Source organism: Bradyrhizobium sp. AZCC 1610 (assembly GCF_036924515.1).
Lineage (GTDB): Bacteria > Pseudomonadota > Alphaproteobacteria > Rhizobiales > Xanthobacteraceae > Bradyrhizobium.
Genome location: NZ_JAZHRR010000001.1, coordinates 4,260,843 through 4,278,039, shown reverse-complemented (window position 1 = coordinate 4,278,039; position 17,197 = coordinate 4,260,843). Strand labels below are relative to the sequence as shown.

Annotated in this window: 17 protein-coding genes; 10 read left to right on the top strand and 7 right to left on the bottom strand. The window is 62.7% G+C overall.

Features of this window, described 5'->3' with window-relative positions; translation table 11 throughout:
* Positions 1–198 precede the first annotated feature (198 nt).
* On the bottom strand, positions 199–2,121 hold the full coding sequence (locus V1279_RS21245; protein ID WP_334439723.1) for a sigma 54-interacting transcriptional regulator: 1,923 nt from the start codon (positions 2,119–2,121) through the stop codon (positions 199–201).
* A gap of 167 nt (positions 2,122–2,288) precedes the next feature.
* Between V1279_RS21245 and V1279_RS21240 the strand changes: the two genes are divergently transcribed.
* The 4 genes from V1279_RS21240 to cynS all read left to right on the top strand — a co-directional run bounded on the left by V1279_RS21240 (position 2,289) and on the right by cynS (position 6,159).
* A complete protein-coding gene (locus V1279_RS21240) occupies positions 2,289–3,671 on the top strand; it encodes a CmpA/NrtA family ABC transporter substrate-binding protein (protein ID WP_334439721.1) in 1,383 nt (460 codons plus the stop codon).
* Positions 3,672–3,834: 163 nt separating this feature from the next.
* On the top strand, positions 3,835–4,674 hold the full coding sequence (gene ntrB, locus V1279_RS21235; RefSeq protein ID WP_334439719.1) for a nitrate ABC transporter permease: 840 nt from the start codon (positions 3,835–3,837) through the stop codon (positions 4,672–4,674).
* Positions 4,675–4,678: 4 nt separating this feature from the next.
* Complete coding sequence (locus V1279_RS21230; RefSeq protein WP_334439717.1) at positions 4,679–5,605, top strand: ABC transporter ATP-binding protein; 927 nt, start codon at positions 4,679–4,681, stop codon at positions 5,603–5,605.
* Positions 5,606–5,670: 65 nt separating this feature from the next.
* Positions 5,671–6,159, top strand: coding sequence for a cyanase (gene cynS / locus V1279_RS21225; RefSeq protein WP_334439714.1), 489 nt, complete (start codon positions 5,671–5,673; stop codon positions 6,157–6,159).
* Positions 6,160–6,221: 62 nt separating this feature from the next.
* Here the strand turns inward: cynS and V1279_RS21220 are convergent, their stop codons facing one another.
* A complete protein-coding gene (locus V1279_RS21220; protein WP_334439713.1) occupies positions 6,222–7,043 on the bottom strand; it encodes an isocitrate lyase/PEP mutase family protein in 822 nt (273 codons plus the stop codon).
* A gap of 119 nt (positions 7,044–7,162) precedes the next feature.
* On the opposite strand from V1279_RS21220, the gene V1279_RS21215 reads away from it, so the two are divergent.
* Positions 7,163–8,083 carry a LysR family transcriptional regulator gene (locus tag V1279_RS21215; RefSeq protein WP_334439711.1) on the top strand — a complete coding sequence of 307 codons (921 nt, stop codon included), beginning with the start codon at positions 7,163–7,165 and terminating at the stop codon, positions 8,081–8,083.
* 41 nt (positions 8,084–8,124) lie between these two features.
* Here the strand turns inward: V1279_RS21215 and V1279_RS21210 are convergent, their stop codons facing one another.
* Positions 8,125–8,448, bottom strand: coding sequence for a DUF1476 domain-containing protein (locus V1279_RS21210; protein ID WP_334439708.1), 324 nt, complete (start codon positions 8,446–8,448; stop codon positions 8,125–8,127).
* A 315-nt stretch (positions 8,449–8,763) separates the two neighbouring features.
* On the opposite strand from V1279_RS21210, the gene purC reads away from it, so the two are divergent.
* The 4 genes from purC to V1279_RS21190 are packed head-to-tail and all read left to right on the top strand — an operon-like array spanning position 8,764 to position 11,472.
* Entirely contained in the window at positions 8,764–9,531 is a 768-nt protein-coding gene (purC, locus tag V1279_RS21205; protein WP_171708996.1) for a phosphoribosylaminoimidazolesuccinocarboxamide synthase, read from the top strand.
* Between the two features lie 17 nt (positions 9,532–9,548).
* Positions 9,549–9,788, top strand: a complete 240-nt coding sequence (gene purS, locus V1279_RS21200) for a phosphoribosylformylglycinamidine synthase subunit PurS (RefSeq protein ID WP_057838858.1) — start codon at positions 9,549–9,551, stop codon at positions 9,786–9,788.
* Between the two features lie 11 nt (positions 9,789–9,799).
* A complete protein-coding gene (gene purQ, locus V1279_RS21195; RefSeq protein ID WP_334439705.1) occupies positions 9,800–10,501 on the top strand; it encodes a phosphoribosylformylglycinamidine synthase subunit PurQ in 702 nt (233 codons plus the stop codon).
* Between the two features lie 11 nt (positions 10,502–10,512).
* Complete coding sequence (locus V1279_RS21190; RefSeq protein ID WP_442894903.1) at positions 10,513–11,472, top strand: tripartite tricarboxylate transporter substrate-binding protein; 960 nt, start codon at positions 10,513–10,515, stop codon at positions 11,470–11,472.
* Positions 11,473–11,570: 98 nt separating this feature from the next.
* Here V1279_RS21190 and V1279_RS21185 read toward each other — a convergent pair whose 3' ends face one another.
* The 3 genes from V1279_RS21185 to V1279_RS21175 form a co-directional block, all read right to left on the bottom strand.
* Entirely contained in the window at positions 11,571–11,897 is a 327-nt protein-coding gene (locus V1279_RS21185) for a hypothetical protein (RefSeq protein ID WP_334439702.1), read from the bottom strand.
* Between the two features lie 170 nt (positions 11,898–12,067).
* On the bottom strand, positions 12,068–13,003 hold the full coding sequence (locus V1279_RS21180; RefSeq protein WP_334439699.1) for a DMT family transporter: 936 nt from the start codon (positions 13,001–13,003) through the stop codon (positions 12,068–12,070).
* Positions 12,993–13,481: a PaaI family thioesterase gene (locus V1279_RS21175; protein WP_334439697.1), complete on the bottom strand. Its 489-nt coding sequence runs from the start codon at positions 13,479–13,481 to the stop codon at positions 12,993–12,995. Before V1279_RS21175 ends, V1279_RS21180 begins: the two co-directional genes overlap by 11 nt.
* A 162-nt stretch (positions 13,482–13,643) precedes the next feature.
* On the opposite strand from V1279_RS21175, the gene purL reads away from it, so the two are divergent.
* Positions 13,644–15,851: a phosphoribosylformylglycinamidine synthase subunit PurL gene (gene purL / locus V1279_RS21170; RefSeq protein ID WP_334439695.1), complete on the top strand. Its 2,208-nt coding sequence runs from the start codon at positions 13,644–13,646 to the stop codon at positions 15,849–15,851.
* A gap of 92 nt (positions 15,852–15,943) precedes the next feature.
* Here purL and V1279_RS21165 read toward each other — a convergent pair whose 3' ends face one another.
* A complete protein-coding gene (locus V1279_RS21165; RefSeq protein ID WP_334439693.1) occupies positions 15,944–17,128 on the bottom strand; it encodes an acyltransferase family protein in 1,185 nt (394 codons plus the stop codon).
* Positions 17,129–17,197 lie beyond the last annotated feature (69 nt).

The window sequence follows — 17,197 nt, the reverse complement described above, 5'->3', positions numbered from 1 at the left end:
TAGTGCCGGTAATACGCTATGGGCCTCAAGAGGAAACGGTCCCGTTGTGGCTGGCGAACGCTTTCGGTCTTGGCCGTGTGCATGGTCGAGATTGGCCATGTAAGGGCCGCAACCGGTAATGTAATGCACCGATTGAGCAGAAAATTTCCACTTATCCCTCTGGGAAGCCGACGTTTATGAGTACACGCCCTAATTTAATTAGCCGGTCAGGCCACGCGCATTGGAAATCCCCAGCGCCTTGATGCGCGATGCCAGCGTGGTCGGCTTGATGTCGAGCATCTCGGCGGCGCCGCCGGGGCCGAACACCTTGCCGGAGCAGGCCCGAAGTGCGGCGAGAATGTTGGCGCGTTCGTGCGCGCGCATTTCCGCTGATGTCATGACGGCGCTCCCGGCCTCGAGCTTTAAGTGCGCCGAGCCGGTGGACGGAGAGGCGCCTGCGGCATCCGGCAGGTCGATGCGCAGCCGGCCGTTCTGCGCGAGGATCGCCGCGCGCTCGATCACGTTCTGCAGTTCGCGGACGTTGCCGGGCCAGTCGTAGCGCGAAAGCCTACGCGCATCGCCTTCCGACAAGCGCAGATCGGATTTCAGCGCCTTGCTCTCGCGCGTCAAAAAATGCTGCGCCAGCAGCGGAATGTCTTCGCGCCGCTCGCGCAGCGGCACCGACTCCACCGGAAACACGTTGAGCCGGAAGTAGAGGTCCTCGCGAAACCGGCCACGCTGCACTTCCTGCTTGAGGTCGCGGTTGGTGGCGGCGATCAGGCGCACATCGACGGCGCGGGTGCGCTCTTCGCCGACGCGTTCGAAATTGCCCTCCTGCAGCACCCGCAACAGCTTGCCTTGCAGCTCCAGCGGAATTTCGCCGACCTCGTCGAGAAACAGCGTGCCGCCGTCGGCGAGTTCGAACCGGCCGATGCGGTCGCGCATCGCGCCGGTGAAGGCGCCGCGGACGTGGCCGAAGAACTCGCTCTCGAACAATTCGCGCGGGATCGCCGCACAGTTGACCCGGATCAGCGGCCGGTCGCGGCGGCTGCTCGCCTCGTGGATCGCGCGGGCGATCAATTCCTTGCCGGTGCCGGATTCGCCCGTGATCATCACGGCCGCCGACGTCGGCGCCACCAGCTTGACCTGGCGCAGCGTCTTCTGGATCGCCTCGCTCTGGCCGATGATGCCGCGCGGATTGGTCTCGATGCGGATTTCTTCCTGGAGATAGGCGTTTTCCAGCTCCAGTCGCTCGCGCAGCCGGTCCACCTCGGCGAGCGCCGCATGCAGCTTCTCGTCAGCCTCGCGCCTTTGGCTGACGTCGCGGAACACGATGACAGCACCAACGACGACGCCGCGGTCGCGGATCGGCGTCGAGGTATATTCGACCCAGACCGGCGTGCCGTCCTTGCGCCAGAACACTTCGCCCTCGACCTGGTGCACGGCGCCGTCGCGAAACGCCGCGTAGATCGGGCAGTCGTGATCGGGATAGTGCCGCCCGTCATGATGGGTGTGATGAACGATCGGGTGGATTTCCTTGCCGACCAGTTCTTCCGCGCCCCAGCCCAGCATGCGTTCGGCGGCCGGATTGACGAAGGTGGTTTTGCCCTCGGCGTTGACGCCGTAAATGCCCTCGCCGGCGGCGCGCAGGATCAACTGGTTTTCGCGTTCTATATCCTGGAACACCCGCTCGACCCGTTGCCAGGTCGCGATCCCGCCGCGCATGTGGTCTTCGGCCGCGGCATCGACATAGCGGCGGCGGCGCGCATCGAGGTCGCTCATGGTGAGCAGCACCAGCGAGCGGCCGTCGCCGGGCACGAGTGAGCCGGCATATTCCAGGCGCAGGCTTTGCCCGGTCGCGTGGCGCGGGGTGAGCGCGTTGGTCCAGTATGCGCCCTTGTCGAGCACGGCTTGCGTGAACACGATCAGAACAGGCAATTGTCCGGCATGCAGCGTGCTGGCCTTGGTCTGGCGCAGCAGGGCGCGGTCATAGCCGAGCAGGGTGCAGGCCGCCGGATTGGCGTCGAGGATCTGGTCGGCATGGGGATCGAGCAGTAGCGCGGGCTCGATCGCGAACTCGAACGCGGCGGTGCGCAGTTCGACATCCTGCGGCGAGGTGGTTGAACCGAGGGCAAGATCCATCTGGCCAATACTCCGAAAATTCGTAATCGAACTACGAATTTTCGTGTATCACGAATTTTCGTAGCCGCCAATCGGGGCGAAATTCCTGCGATATCAGCGCCGTCGCCCAAATGCGGGGCTGGCATGTGCCTTGCTTAATTAGGGTGCAACGTCGCGCAGGAGGGCTGATGTCTACCTTCGACAACCCATTCGATCCCAACCGCCGTCTTCATGCCGGTGGCTGCAGTTGTGGCCGGCATCTCAGCGAAGCCGAGCATCAGGCCGCCCAGCTTCAGACCCAGTCCGCCATCGAGAGCGAGCAAAAGCGCTACGAAGGCGTGGTCGCCTCCGCCGTGATGCGCGCGATGTTTCCGAGGGACGTCGCGCGGCGCGCGTTTCTGAAATCGGTGGGTGCGGCAACCGCCGTGGCGGCCGTATCGCAGTTCTTCCCGCTCAAGACCGCGACCGAAGTTTTCGCAGCTGGCGGGCCGCTCGAGAAGAAAGACCTCAAGGTCGGCTTCATCCCGATCACCTGCGCCACGCCGATCATCATGGCGGCGCCAATGGGGTTCTACTCCAAGAACGGCCTGAACGTCGAAGTCATCAAGACCGCGGGCTGGGCGGTCATTCGCGACAAGACCATCAACAAGGAATACGACGCGGCGCACATGCTGTCGCCGATGCCGCTCGCCATCACCATGGGCGCCGGCTCCAATCCGATTCCCTACACCATGCCGGCGGTCGAAAACATCAACGGCCAGGCGATCACGCTTTCGGTCAAGCACAAGGACAAGCGCAATCCGAAGGACTGGAAGGGTTTCAAATTCGCGGTGCCGTTCGACTATTCGATGCACAATTACCTGCTGCGCTACTATCTCGCCGAGCACGGCATCGATCCCGATACCGACGTGCAGATCCGCGCGGTGCCGCCGCCGGAAATGGTCGCCAATCTGCGCGCCGACAATATCGACGGCTTCCTCGGGCCCGATCCGATGAATCAGCGCGCGGTGTTCGACGGCGCCGGCTTCATTCACATCCTGACCAAGGATATCTGGGAGGGCCATCCGTGCTGCGCCTTCGCCGCCTCGAAGGAATTCATCACGGCGATGCCGAACACCTATGGCGCGCTGCTGAAATCGATCATCGAGGCGACCGCGTTCGCGCACAAGGCGGAGAACCGCAAGCAGATTGCGGCCGCGATCGCGCCGGCGAATTATCTCAACCAGCCGCAGATCGTGCTGGAGCAGATCCTGACCGGCACTTTCGCCGACGGTCTCGGCAATATCGTCACGCAGCCGAACCGCGTCGATTTCGATCCGTTCCCGTGGCAATCCTTTGCCGTCTGGATCATGACCCAGATGAAGCGCTGGGGGCAGATCAAGGGCGACATCGACTATGCCGGCATCGCTTCGCAGGTCTATCTCGCGACCGACGCCACGCGCCTGATGAAGGAGGCCGGGCTGACGCCACCGACCACCACCACCAAGAGTTTTTCGGTGATGGGCAAGACGTTCGACCCGGCAAGACCTGAGGAATATCTCGCAAGCTTCAAGATCAGGAAGGCGTCGTGATAGGCGATGCTCTCGTGTCCCGGACGCAATGCAGCGCGCAGCACGGAGTGCGTAGCGGTGCATTGCTGAGCCGGGACCTTGCAGGCGGTGGGTCCCGGTTCTGCGGAGCACCACTTCGCTTCGCTTCGTGCTGCACCGCGCCCGGGACACGGATATCGCAGCCATGAACTTCTCCCTTCGCTTCCGCGCAGCCGTCGTCTCGATTGTGCTGCTCGCGGCCTTCCTCGGCATCTGGCATCTTGCCACGCGCGGAACGGGCGCTGTCGCCAACATGACGCCGGAATACGCCAAGCTGATGGGACTGACCGCGACCGCCGGTAAGTCGGCGATGCCGGGCCCACTCGATGTCGGCGCGAAATTGTGGGAGCACCTCAGGCAACCGTTCTACGACAACGGGCCAAACGACAAGGGGCTCGGCATCCAGCTCGGCTATTCCATCGCGCGCGTCGGCCTCGGCTATTTTCTTGCCGTCATTGTCGCTATTCCGCTCGGCTTCCTGATCGGTATGTCGCCCCTGATCAGCAAGGCGCTGGATCCCTTCATCCAGGTGCTGAAGCCGATTTCGCCGCTCGCCTGGATGCCGCTCGCGCTCTACACCATCAAGGACTCGAGCATCTCGGCGATCTTCGTGATTTTCATCTGCTCGGTGTGGCCGATGCTGCTCAACACCGCGTTCGGGGTAGCCGCCGTGCGCAAGGAATGGATCAACGTCGCGCGCACGCTGGAGGTCGGCACCGTCAGGCGCGCCTTCACGGTGATCCTGCCGGCGGCCGCGCCGACGATTCTCACCGGCATGCGGATTTCGATCGGCATCGCCTGGCTCGTCATCGTCGCGGCCGAGATGCTGGTCGGCGGCACCGGCATCGGCTACTTCGTCTGGAACGAGTGGAACAACCTTTCGATCACCAACGTCATCATCGCCATCCTCCTTATCGGTGTCGTCGGCATGCTGCTCGACCAGATCCTGGCGCGGTTCACGCGCATGGTCACGTTCCCGGAATAGCGCCATGACCGACAAATTCATTTCCATCGAAGCGATTGCACGGCGCTATCCCGGAGCGGATGGCAAAGAGACCACGGTGTTCGAGAATCTGTGGCTGTCGATGAACCGCGGCGAGTTCGGTTGCGTGATCGGTCACTCCGGCTGCGGCAAGACCACGGTGCTGAATATTCTGGCCGGCCTCGACCAGCCGAGCGAAGGCGCCGTCATCGTCGACGGGCAGGCGATCGAGGGCACCAGCCTCGACCGCGCCGTGATCTTCCAGAGCCACGCGCTGCTGCCCTGGCGCACCGTGCTCGGCAACGTCGCCTACGCCGTGACCTCGAAATGGCGCAAATGGGATCGCGCCAAGGTGAAGGCGCACGCGCAGACCTTCATCGACCTGGTCGGGCTGACCGGCTCCGAGCACAAGCGCCCGTCCGAACTGTCCGGCGGCATGAAGCAGCGCGTCGGCATTGCGCGTGCGCTCTCTATCACGCCGAAAATCATGCTGATGGACGAGCCGTTCTCGGCGCTCGATGCGTTGACGCGCGGCACGTTGCAGGACGAGGTGCGCCGCATCTGTCTGGAGACCGGGCAGACTGCGTTCATGATCACCCATGACGTCGATGAAGCAATCTATCTCGCCGACAAGATTTTTCTGATGACCAACGGCCCGGGCGCCGTGCTGGCCGAGATCGTGGAAAATCCGTTGCCGAAGGACCGCGGCCGCATCGACCTGCACCGCCATCCCTATTACTACGCGCTGCGCAATCACATCGTCGATTTCCTGGTCAGCCGCAGCAAGACATTTGCGTCTGATGTGACCAATCACGATCCCCGCAACGTGCCAGTGGTGCGGCCGGGTAAACCCGAACTCATCATCGCGTCGGAAACAGAGGATACAATACAGGCGTCATGGCCGGGCTTGGCCCGGCCATCCACGTCTTCCTAGGTGCGCGAAACAAGTACGTGGATGCCCGGCACAAGGCCGGGCATGACAAATAGAGGAGACCATTCATGAAACGCGAAGACCTCACCGAAAAGCTGCTCGACATCAAGCGCGAGAAGGGCTGGAGCTGGAAACATATCTGCGAAAAGATCGGCGGCTATTCGGAGGTGCTGATAACAGGCGCCATTCTCGGCCAGATGAAATTGACAAAACCGCAGGCCGCCAATGCCGGCGAACTATTCGGACTGTCCAAATCCGAAATCGCCATGCTCAACGAAGTTCCGATGCGCGGCACCGGAACGCCGATGCCGCCGACCGATCCCTTGATCTACCGCTTCTACGAACTGGTGATGGTCAACGGTCCGGCGTGGAAGGCGCTGATCGAGGAGGAATATGGCGACGGCATCATGTCGGCGATCGACTTCGACATGGTGATGGAACGCCTGCCCAATCCCAAGGGCGACCGTGTCAAGATCACGATGTCCGGAAAATTCCTGCCATACAAATATTACGGCGCCAGCGGCAACGTGTCGGAATACGGGTTCAAGGAGGGGTGAGGGACGCGAATGGTGAGTGGCGAATAGCGAATGGAGATCTGCTGCTCGCCATTCGCTACTCGCTATTCGCCCACTGCGAACGCCGCCCGCACTTCCTTGATCGGCGCCATCTCGCGCACATAGGTGAACGCGCCGTGATCCTTCATCTCGCGGGCGCTCTTTAAGAACGCGGCCAGCGCATAGCGCGCCATCGCGCCGCCGACGCTGATGCGCTTGACGCCGGCGGCCGAGAGCTGATCGACCGTCAGCGTCGGATCGGCAAATCCCATCACCAGGTTGAAGGGCTTGCCGACCGACGACACCACCGTGCGGATGGTGTCGATGTCGTGGACGCCGGGCGAATACAATACGTCGGCACCAACAGCCTCGAACGCCTGCAGCCGCTTGATCGTATCGTCCAGATCGATGCGGCCATGCAGGAAATTTTCGGCGCGCGCCGTCAGCGTGAACGGGAAGGGGAGTGCGCGCGCAGCCTCGACCGCCGCCTGCACGCGCTCGACCGCGAGTTGGAAATCGTAGATCGGCTGGCGCGGATCGCCGGAAAAATCCTCGATCGAGCCGCCGACGCAGCCTGCTTCGGCCGCGCGCCCGATCGCCTTCGCGGCGGTCTTCGGATCGTCCGCGCCGCAATTCTCCAGGTCGGCGTTGACGGGGAGGTCGGTGGCATCAGCGATCATCCGGCAGTTCGCGATGATGGCATCGAGGCTGACGGTGGCGCTGCCGAGCGTATTGGCAAGGCCGAGGCTCGTGGTCGCAAGCGCCTCGAACCCCATCGCGGCGAGCAGCTTTGCCGTGCCGGCGTCCCAGGGATTGGGAATGATGAAGGCGCCGGGGCGCGCATGCAGCGCGCGGAACGCTTCGGCTTTTTCCATCTGGGTTCGCATCGGCAATCTCCGCTTCGTTGGTTGGCCGGTTCTGGTTGGCGGCGAAGCTAGCGGGCTATCGCCCATCAACCAAATTTGTTATTTCTCTATGCATCATCAGCTTTTTGCATGGATGAAACATGGACAGCGATGCGCTTCTCACGTTCCTGACCGTTCATCGCCGCGGCGGCATTTCGAATGCGGCGAAGGCGCTGCACCGTTCGCAGCCGGCGATCTCGCGGCGCATTGCGCTTCTGGAGCAGGAGCTCGGCGTGCCGCTGTTCGAGCGGATCGCGGGGCGCACGATGCTGAGCGATGCCGGGCGGGTGATGGTGCCGTATGCCGAGCGCGCGGTCGCCGCCGCCCAGGATGCCGAGAATGCGGTTCGCGCGCTGGCGCGGCCGAATTCAGGGCCGATTGCGCTCGCGGTGGTCGGCACGCTCGCCGGCGGGCGGCTGTCCGAGATTCTAAAGCGCTTTGCGGCCGAGCACCCGGAGGTCGAATTGACCCTGCGGACGGCGACGAGCGCGGAAGTCAGCGATATGGTCCGGCGCGGCGAAGTGACCATCGGCCTGCGTTATGATGCCGACCGTTCGCGCGATCTCGACTGCGAATTGCTGTTGTCCGAACGTTTGCAGGTGGTGTGTGCTCTGGATCATCCGCGCGCAGGGCGCCGTGTCGCAAAACTTGCAGAACTGCGCGGCGAGCGCTGGATCGCATTCCCTGTCGTGCCGGGACGGCGCGAGATCACGGCCGCACACGTCTTTGCGCTATTTCAGACCCATGGCCTGGGTGAAGTCGACTGGACGCCGGTCGACAGCCTGACCGCGCAGAAGCGCCTGGTCGAAGCAGGCCTCGGCGTGGCGTTGCTTTCGGAGAGCAACGCCGCTGAGGAACTGCGACACGGCACGATTTCGACCATCGCCGTCCGCGATCTCAAGGCGAGCCACGATGTGGTAACAGTAACGCGCCGCGGCGGCTTTCTCAGCGCGGCGGCGCGGCGATTGCTGGAGATCGTTCGTGGAGAGTATAAAAAGGCGCGAATGGCTGACAGCGAGTAGCGAATGGATCTGTTCGCCATTCGCTACTCCCTATTCGCTGCCTACGTCCCCGCCTTCACCTGGGCGGCCGCCAGCGCTATCAACTCGTCCATCTTGACGCGCACCTCGGCGGCGGTGACGGCGACGCCCTTGGCGGCGAGGTCCTTCACGACCTTGTTCTGGACGTCCTGATCGCCGGCTTCCTCGAAATCGGCCGAAACCACTTCCTTGGCGTAGGCATTGGCGGCATCGCCCGACAGGCCGAGCTTTTCCGCTGCCCAAAGACCGAGCAGCTTATTGCGGCGCACCTCAGCCTTGAACTTCTGCTCCTCGTCGAGGGCGAACTTCTTCTCAAAACCTTCCTCGCGCTTGTCAAAAGTGCTCATTCTTCGGTTCCAATCCCCGCAATGGTAAACAAGGCCGTGTTGTCGCGGCCCGATCGCCTACCTAGATAGAGGGGGCGAATCGGTAAAACAACGGGCCGTTAGGCCGCAGGCAACCGGGATAAGTTGGCCCCAATTGGGCCGGGTCGATTGTGCTGGATGGGCCAATCGGATAGGTTGCCATCAGGCGAGGTTCTTGTTCTGTTTCCGGTCGTATGTTCGGGATCTGGCCTTCACGGCAGCTCCGTCGTGGTCGCAAACCCTTGTCATCCGGAGCACACCAATTTCATGGATTTCAACAAAACACGGTACATCCCAATGAGCCGTCGACGCCGTATTTATGAAGGCAAGGCCAAGGTCCTGTATGAAGGTCCGGAGCCGGGAACCCTGATCCAGCACTTCAAGGATGATGCGACCGCGTTCAATGCCAAGAAACACCAGGTGATCGAGGGCAAGGGCGTCCTCAACAACCGGATTTCGGAGTACCTGTTTCAGCACCTCAACGATATCGGGGTGCCGACCCATTTCATCCGCCGCCTCAACATGCGCGAGCAGTTGATTCGCGAGGTCGAGATCGTGCCGCTGGAAGTGGTGGTGCGGAACGTCGCGGCGGGATCGCTGTCGCAGCGCCTCGGCATCGAGGAGGGCACGCAGCTGCCGCGCTCGATCATCGAGTTCTATTACAAGAACGACCAGCTCAACGACCCCATGGTGTCGGAAGAGCACATCACCGCGTTCGGCTGGGCGACGCCGCAGGAAATCGACGACATCATGGCGCTAGCCATCCGCGTCAACGACTTCCTCACCGGGCTGTTCCTGGGCATCGGCATCCGTCTGGTCGATTTCAAGATGGAATGCGGACGCCTCTTTGAGAACGAGATGATGCGGATCATCGTCGCCGACGAGATCTCGCCTGACTCGTGCCGGCTGTGGGACATCAAGTCGAACGAGAAGCTCGACAAGGATCGTTTCCGCCGCGACCTCGGTGGCCTGCTGGAAGCCTATACCGAGGTGGCAAAGCGGCTGGGCATTCTGATGGAGAATGAGCGCCCGGCCGGTACCGGTCCGGTGCTGGTGAAGAGCTGAGTTAAGGGGCAAGTCTCGTGAAGGCACGCGTTACCGTTACGTTGAAGTCCGGCATTCTCGATCCGCAGGGCAAGGCCATCGAAGGCGCGCTGAAATCGCTCGGCGTCGATGGCGTTGCCAGCGTCCGCCAAGGCAAGGTGTTCGACATCGAACTGTCGGGCGCCGACAAGGCCAAGGCGGAGGCGGCGTTGAAGGATGCCGCCGACAAGCTGCTGGCGAATACGGTGATCGAGAATTATCGGGTCGAACTGCTCTAGGCGCGCCTTCCATGAAATCAGCCGTTCTCGTCTTTCCCGGAATCAATCGCGAGCGCGACATGGCGCGTGCGCTCAAGCTGGCCTCGGGAAACGAAGCCGCGATGGTCTGGCACGCCGAGACCGCGCTGCCCAAGGGCACCGATCTCGTGGTGGTGCCCGGCGGCTTTTCCTATGGCGATTATCTGCGCTGCGGCGCCATTGCTGCCCGGGCGCCGGTCATGGATGCGGTGCGTAAGTTTGCGGCCGATGGCGGTCTCGTGCTCGGCGTCTGCAACGGTTTCCAGATCCTGTGCGAAGCGGGCTTGCTGCCCGGCGTCTTGATGCGCAATGCGCGGCTGAAATTCATCTGCAAGGATGTGCATCTGCGAGTCGAACGCTCGGATACGCCGTTCACGCGCGGCTACAATGCCGGCCAGATCATTCGCGTGCCGATCGCGCATGGTGAGGGCAATTACGAAGCCGACGAAGAGACCGTGAAGCGGCTGGAGGGCGAGGGGCGGGTGCTCTACCGCTATTGCTCCGCCGATGGTGTGGTCGACGAGGAATCCAACATCAACGGCGCCGCGGATTCGATCGCCGGCATCGTCAACGAGCGCGGCAACGTGCTCGGCATGATGCCGCACCCGGAAAACCACGTCGAAGACATCATGGGCTGCACCGACGGCCGCGGCCTGTTCGCGGGCCTCGCTGCACATCTGGAAAAAGCGGCGTGAAATCTCTTGTGATGCGCTTGATGATGCGCGTGGCCGTTGCTGCGGCCTTTTCTTTCGCCGCTGCCGCCCACGCGCAGGACTATCCCAAGCGTCCGATTACCATGATCGTGCCGTTCGCGGCCGGCGGCACTTCCGACGTGATCGCGCGCGTGGTCGCCGAGGAGATGACCAAGTCGCTCGGGCAGCCGATCGTGATCGAGAATGTCGCGGGCGCCGGCGGTTCGACCGCGCTGACGCGTGCGGCGCGCGCGGAAGCCGACGGCTATACCATCGCCATCGGCAATGCCGGCACGAGTGCGGCGACCTATACGATCTATCCAAAACTGCCGTTCACGCCGGAATCCTTCGTGCCGATCGCGGTGGTAGCAAAAACCTTCGGCATCGTCGCGCTGCGCAAGGATTTTCCGGCGAAGAACCTGCAGGATTTCATCGCCTATGCGAAGAAAAATCCTGGCAAGGTCAATCTCGGCCATGCCGGCGCTGGCTCATCGAATTTCCTGATCTGCAAGACCTTTGCGCAGGCCGCCGGCATCGAGGTGACGCTGGTTGGCTATCGCGGCGCGGCGCCGGCGCTGACGGATGCGATCGGCGGACAGATCGACGGCGTCTGCGATTCGGCTGCCTCGGTGTCGCAGGCCATCGACGACAAGTTAGTACGGGGCATCGTCGTCGGCTCGACAGTACGGCTTGCGACCTTGCCCGATCTGCCAACGTCTTCGGAAGCCGGCCTTCCCGATTTCGAAGCGCAGGGCTGGAACGGCCTGTTCGCGCCGAAGGGCACGCCGCCTGCGATCGTCGCGAAACTGAATGCCGCGGCCAAGGCCGCCGTCGAGAGCGAGGCGGTGAAGAAGCGCTTTCACGATCTCTCCACCGTCGCGCCCGACGCCAACGAGCACGCAAGCGAAGTGCTGGGACAACTGGTGACGCGCGACGTCGGAAAATACAGGAAGCTGCTGGAAGAGAAGAAGTAGCACCGGTCATCACGTGATGAAGGTGACCGCGCGAACGAAAAAGCCCCGCCAAGCGGGGCTTTTTATTGCCTGCCAGATTGTCTTACCTGCCAGATACTTTACCTGCCAGGTGTCGAGCCGGGTGCTGCCGGCGCCAGGGTCGAACCGCTGGGCGAGGGATTGATAAGCGTGTTCCCCGACGGGTTCAGCCCACTGTTCCGGCCGGCCGCGGCGCTGCCGGCGTTGTTGGTCACGCCAGTGTCAGCGGTGCCGCCCGTCGCGTTGCCGGTAGTCGTTCCGGTGGTGGAAGATCCCGTCGTCGTGCCGCTTGTTGCAGGGCCGCCCGTGGCCGAACTTCCGCCGGCGGAGCCGCCACTGGTCTGCGCGAGCGCGTAAGTGCCCGTGAATGTCAGCGCCGTTGCCAATCCCAATGTTGCGAGTTTCATGATTGCTCCTTTTCTTGCTGCGCAACGGCGCAACACGATGCGCTCGCATGCGTTCCCGCGTGCCGTTCACAGTTCTTTGCTGTTCCGTCGAAGATTTCCGCCGGCAATAGTTTACAAATTGCACGAGTGCTGTGGTCGCCGTTCATTCCGCAGGAGATTGGAAGGAACCTTCAATCCTTCGCGCGCAACCGGCGAAGCCAGTTTCGATACTGCGTGGCCGGAATGGTCATCGCGGCGACGCCGGCCATGACAAGGACGAGGCCGAGCGCGAGATTGGCCGGCACGGATTCGCCGAGCAGCAGCACCGACAGGCCGACGCCGATCGGGATGCGCAGATAACCTTGCGCGTTGGTAGTGAGCGTGCCGAGCCGCGTCAGGCACATGTAGAACAGTATCAGGCCGAATGCGCTCGAAAATATTCCCATCGCGGCCGTGGCAACCAGTGCCTCGGCCGTCGGCCGCAAGGTCCAGGGATGGTCGACGATCAGCGCGAACGGCAACAGCACCGTGCCGCCGAACAACAGCGAGCCCGCGGCCACCACCATCGGGTCGTAGTCGGTCAGCCGCAGACCGAAGATCGTGGCGCAGGCAAACGAGATGGTGGCGATCAGGATGACGATCTCGGCAAATATATTGGCATCAAGGGTAGCGAGCGCGTCGAGGCCAATGATCACGGCCGTTCCGATAAGCCCCAGAATTGCGCCGATCAGCTTGAGCAGCGTGGCCGGCTCGTGCCGCGTAATGGCCCAGGTGATGAGAAAGGCGAAGATCGGCGTCGTCGAGGCCAGCACCACCGTATTTGCCGCCGGCACATATTGCTGCGCCCAGGTGATCAGCAGGAACGGAAACGTCGAATTGATGGTCTGCTGCTGGGCGAACAGCTTCCAGGCCCTGGCGTCCACCGGCATCCGCACGCCGCGCACGCGCAAGACCACTAGCAGAAAGCCCGCAGCGATCAGCGAGCGCGCCGAGATGAAGGTGATCGGCGGGATCGAGCCGAGGCCGATCTTGGTCAGCGGATAGGTCGAACTCCAGCAGCACGCCAGCGCGAGCAGCAAGGCATAGTCGCGCCAGCCGCGGCGGGCCTGTGGCGCGTCAGGTGGCAACGGCGCCTGTGCCCGCCGGATTCTTCCACTTCACCCGCTTGATGGTGCCCGAGAATGTGAACAGCGAGCGTTCGCCGGACTTCAGCACGCCGCGCAGGAAGATCAGCGAGCCGCCGGCGCGGGTGATTTCACCCTCGCATTCGACCAGTTCGCCTTCGCGCGCGGCGTCGAGAAACTCGCAGGCGAACGAAACCGTGACGCCTGGGCCCTCCAGCACGGAGGAGGCGATCGCGAACAGACAGTAATCGGCAAACGACATGAAACAGCCGCCATGGACGTTGCGCATGCCGTTGAGGTGCTTCTTCTCGACCCGGAACGCGCATTGCACGCGGCCGCTTTCGTCCATCCGGTGCCAGAACGGCCCGTTATGGGTCTCGAAACTGTCGCGGGTCCAGGTCCGCCAGCCCGCGAATTCGCCCTCTGTTTCGACATGCAGGTCGGGGCGGCGGTGGAATGCGTTTTGGGGGAGTTCGTTCACTAAAAATGGCCCTTCAAATCGATGTTTCAGCCCTTAAATCCGATCCGGGAACGATGTGCAAACGCCGATCCCGATAACCTTCCCCCGCAAAGCTCTGGACAGGGCGGAAATGCGCCATAAAAGGCCTTTTCGCACCCCCGCGATCTTCTTAAGAAGAGACCCATGAACGAGCCCCAGATCACCCCCGAACTCGTCGCCAGCCATGGCCTGAAACCCGACGAGTATGAGCGCATCCTCAAGCTGATTGGGCGGGTGCCGAGCTTCACTGAACTGGGGATTTTCTCGGCGATGTGGAACGAGCACTGTTCGTACAAATCCTCGCGCATCCATCTGCGGGGGCTGCCGACCAGGGCGCCATGGGTGATCCAGGGGCCGGGCGAGAACGCCGGCGTCATCGATATCGGCGACGGCCAGGCGGTCGTCTTCAAGATGGAGAGCCATAACCACCCGAGCTATATCGAGCCCTATCAGGGCGCGACCACCGGCGTCGGCGGCATTTTGCGTGACGTGTTCACGATGGGGGCGCGGCCGATCGCCTGCCTCAATGCGCTGAGCTTTGGTGCACCGGAACACCCGAAGACGCGGCACCTTGTGTCGGGCGTGGTCGCCGGCGTCGGCGGCTATGGCAACTCGTTCGGCGTGCCGACGGTTGGCGGGCAGGTGCGTTTCCACACCCGCTACGACGGCAACATCCTGGTCAATGCGATGGCGGTTGGGCTGGCCGAGACCGATAAGATTTTCTATGCGGCAGCCTCCGGCGTGAACATGCCGATCGTCTATCTCGGCTCGAAGACCGGCCGCGACGGCATTCACGGCGCTTCGATGGCGTCGGCCGAGTTCGACGACGATTCGGCCGAGAAGCGGCCGACGGTGCAGGTCGGCGATCCCTTTGCGGAAAAGCTGCTGCTGGAAGCCTGCCTCGAAATCATGGAAGCCGATTGCGTGATCGCGATCCAGGACATGGGGGCGGCGGGCCTGACGTGCTCGGCCGTTGAGATGGGCGCCAAGGGCGATCTCGGCGTCGATCTCAATCTCGACGCGGTGCCGACGCGCGAAACCGGCATGAGCGCCTATGAGATGATGCTCTCGGAAAGCCAGGAGCGCATGCTCATGGTGCTCAAGCCTGAAAAGGAGCAAGAGGCCGAGGCGATCTTCAAAAAGTGGGGCCTCGATTTCGCCGTCGTCGGCTACACCACGCCAAGCAAGCGCTTCGTGGTCAAGCATGGCGGCGACGTGATGGCCGATCTGCCGATCAAGGAACTGGGCGACGAGGCGCCGGTCTATGACCGGCCGCATGTCGCGTCCGCGCCGTTGCCGGTGGTGCAAGCGCGCGAGGTAAACCCGCCGCTCGGTATCTCGGCGGCGCTGGAAAAACTGATCGCAACGCCCGAGCTGTGCTCGAAGCGCTGGGTGTGGGAGCAATACGATCACGTCATTCTCGGCAATACCGTGCAGCGCCCTGGCGGCGACGCGGCGGTGGTGCGCGTTGAGGATGGGCCGAAGGGGCTCGCGCTCACCGTCGACGTGACGCCGCGCTATTGCGAAGCCGATCCGTTCGAAGGCGGCAAGCAGGCGGTGGCGGAAGCCTGGCGCAACATCACGGCAGTCGGCGGCCGTCCGCTCGCGATCACCGACAATCTGAACTTCGGCAATCCGGAACGCCCGGAAATCATGGGCCAGTTCGTCGGTTGTCTGAGGGGTATTTCCGAGGCCTGCAGTGCGCTGGACTTCCCGGTCGTGTCGGGCAATGTCTCGCTCTACAACGAAACCAACGGCCGTGGCATCCTGCCAACGCCCTCGATCGGCGGCGTCGGTCTGCTCGACGATTTCACGAAATCTGCCACGCTGGCGTTCAAGGCTTCCGGTGAGGCGATCCTGTTGATCGGTGACGTCAAAGGCTGGCTCGGACAGTCCGCGTACCTGCGCGATGTCTGCGGCCGCGAAGAGGGCGCGCCGCCGCCGGTCGATCTCGCTGCCGAAAAACGCAATGGCGACGTGGTGCGCGGCATGATCCACGCCGGTACCGCGACCGCGGTGCATGACGTTTCCGACGGCGGCTTGCTGATCGCGCTCGCCGAGATGGCGATTGCAAGCGGCATCGGCGCGCAGCTATTGGCGGCGCCTGCCTCGATCGTGCCGCACGCGTACTGGTTCGGCGAGGATCAGGCGCGCTACATCGTGACGGTGCCTGCGGCGGATGCCGGCCTCGTGCTGGCCAAGATGAAAGGCGCGGGCGTGCCGTGTGCGCGGATCGGCACCACGGGCGGTGACGCGATTGCGGTTGCCGGTGAAACGGCGGTGTCGGTGGATGCGCTCAAATCGGCATTCGAGCACTGGCTGCCGGCGTACATGAGCGGCAAGGCGTCGTAGATGCCTGTAGCCCGGATGGAGCGCAGCGCAATCCGGGAATTTCGCGGCGATACCGGTCCCGGATTGCGCTGCGCTCCATCCGGGCTACGAGTTCACAGCACCTTCGTCGCGCCCGGAATCTGCCGCAACGCTCGCGTCAGCGCCCAGCTCAATGCGACTGTCAGCACCAACCCGATCGCGACCTTGACGATCGCCGGCAGGTCGTAGTCGAACAGCCAGTATTGCAGCCACAGTGCGATCGGGTAGTGCACCAGGAACATGCCGTAGGCGTCGGCCTGCATCGGATCAAGTAGCTTGGCTGAGCCTGATTGTCTGAACCTCTGGAAAAAGGCCAGGATCAGAAACATGATGGCCACGCTGAAGACGGTGAAGCAGATGGCATAGAGCACCTCATACCAGTCCGGCAACGGCGACGGGTTGCCCAGTATTTCCCGCTTGATGAAGATCAGCACCCACAAGAGGCAATACGGAACGATCGCCAGCACCATCCAGTCCCAGCTGACCTTCGCCATCCGGCCGTCTGCAGCGAGCAGCCCGCGATCCATTTGCGCAACGCCGATGCCGGCACCGAAAAAGAAGTAGCTCGCATAGAGCATCACGCGCCCGTGCTGGACCGAGAACGGTCCGAACTCAAACCAACTGCTATGTCCGTAGTGAACCAGCCCGGGAATGTAGAACGCAGCGGTGACAGCAAGCATGACCGCGAAGAACACTGCGGGCCGGCGACGGCCATGCAGCGAGAGGCGATTGATCGGATCGAGCAGATTGGGCGACAGCCGGTACAGCAGGCAGGCAACCAGGTCGAAGGCGAACAAGACCCAGAGAAACCAGATCGGCCCGCTCGGCCACGGACCCTTCGTGACCATATTCCACCAGTATTCCGAAAAGCCGATCTCGGGATGATGACGCAGTGAGATCGCGTAATAGGCGAGCGGAATGACCGTGAATGCGCAGATCACGAACGGCAGGCCAAGCCGAAGCAGGCGATCTGCCAAGTAGCTCAGCGGTCCCTTCCGGGCGATACCAGACCAGGCGAACAGTCCCGACAGGAAAAAGAACATCGCCATGAAGAAACTGTCAGTGGCGAGCACGATCATGTCGAAGCCGAAGAATGACTTCGGATCGGTATGACCGAAATAGGTATAGGGGATGACGGCATGGTGGAGGAGCACCACCAGCGTGAGGAAGGTGCGAGCGCGATCAAGCGAAAGGTTTCGCGATTTGACCTTGGGCACTGCGCCCAACTCGGCATGCCCCACGGCAGAAATCGATGTCATGCGCGCCTCCCCGGCCAGGCTGCTTGTGCCGAATGTTGCAGCCGGGAACTCGATTCAGCAAGTCTTATG

What these genes read in the sequence shown, in the direction of transcription:
- V1279_RS21230 (WP_334439717.1), top strand. Translation starts at nt 4,679, where the DNA reads ATGACCGACAAATTCATTTCCATCGAAGCGATTGCACGGCGCTATCCC.
- V1279_RS21165 (WP_334439693.1), bottom strand. Translation starts at nt 17,128, where the DNA reads ATGACATCGATTTCTGCCGTGGGGCATGCCGAGTTGGGCGCAGTGCCC.
- V1279_RS21245 (WP_334439723.1), bottom strand. Translation starts at nt 2,121, where the DNA reads ATGGATCTTGCCCTCGGTTCAACCACCTCGCCGCAGGATGTCGAACTG.
- V1279_RS21240 (WP_334439721.1), top strand. Translation starts at nt 2,289, where the DNA reads ATGTCTACCTTCGACAACCCATTCGATCCCAACCGCCGTCTTCATGCC.
- purL (WP_334439695.1), top strand. Translation starts at nt 13,644, where the DNA reads ATGAACGAGCCCCAGATCACCCCCGAACTCGTCGCCAGCCATGGCCTG.
- V1279_RS21220 (WP_334439713.1), bottom strand. Translation starts at nt 7,043, where the DNA reads ATGCGAACCCAGATGGAAAAAGCCGAAGCGTTCCGCGCGCTGCATGCG.
- V1279_RS21185 (WP_334439702.1), bottom strand. Translation starts at nt 11,897, where the DNA reads ATGAAACTCGCAACATTGGGATTGGCAACGGCGCTGACATTCACGGGC.
- V1279_RS21215 (WP_334439711.1), top strand. Translation starts at nt 7,163, where the DNA reads ATGGACAGCGATGCGCTTCTCACGTTCCTGACCGTTCATCGCCGCGGC.
- purC (WP_171708996.1), top strand. Translation starts at nt 8,764, where the DNA reads ATGAGCCGTCGACGCCGTATTTATGAAGGCAAGGCCAAGGTCCTGTAT.
- cynS (WP_334439714.1), top strand. Translation starts at nt 5,671, where the DNA reads ATGAAACGCGAAGACCTCACCGAAAAGCTGCTCGACATCAAGCGCGAG.
- ntrB (WP_334439719.1), top strand. Translation starts at nt 3,835, where the DNA reads ATGAACTTCTCCCTTCGCTTCCGCGCAGCCGTCGTCTCGATTGTGCTG.
- V1279_RS21210 (WP_334439708.1), bottom strand. Translation starts at nt 8,448, where the DNA reads ATGAGCACTTTTGACAAGCGCGAGGAAGGTTTTGAGAAGAAGTTCGCC.
- V1279_RS21190 (WP_442894903.1), top strand. Translation starts at nt 10,513, where the DNA reads ATGCGCTTGATGATGCGCGTGGCCGTTGCTGCGGCCTTTTCTTTCGCC.
- purQ (WP_334439705.1), top strand. Translation starts at nt 9,800, where the DNA reads ATGAAATCAGCCGTTCTCGTCTTTCCCGGAATCAATCGCGAGCGCGAC.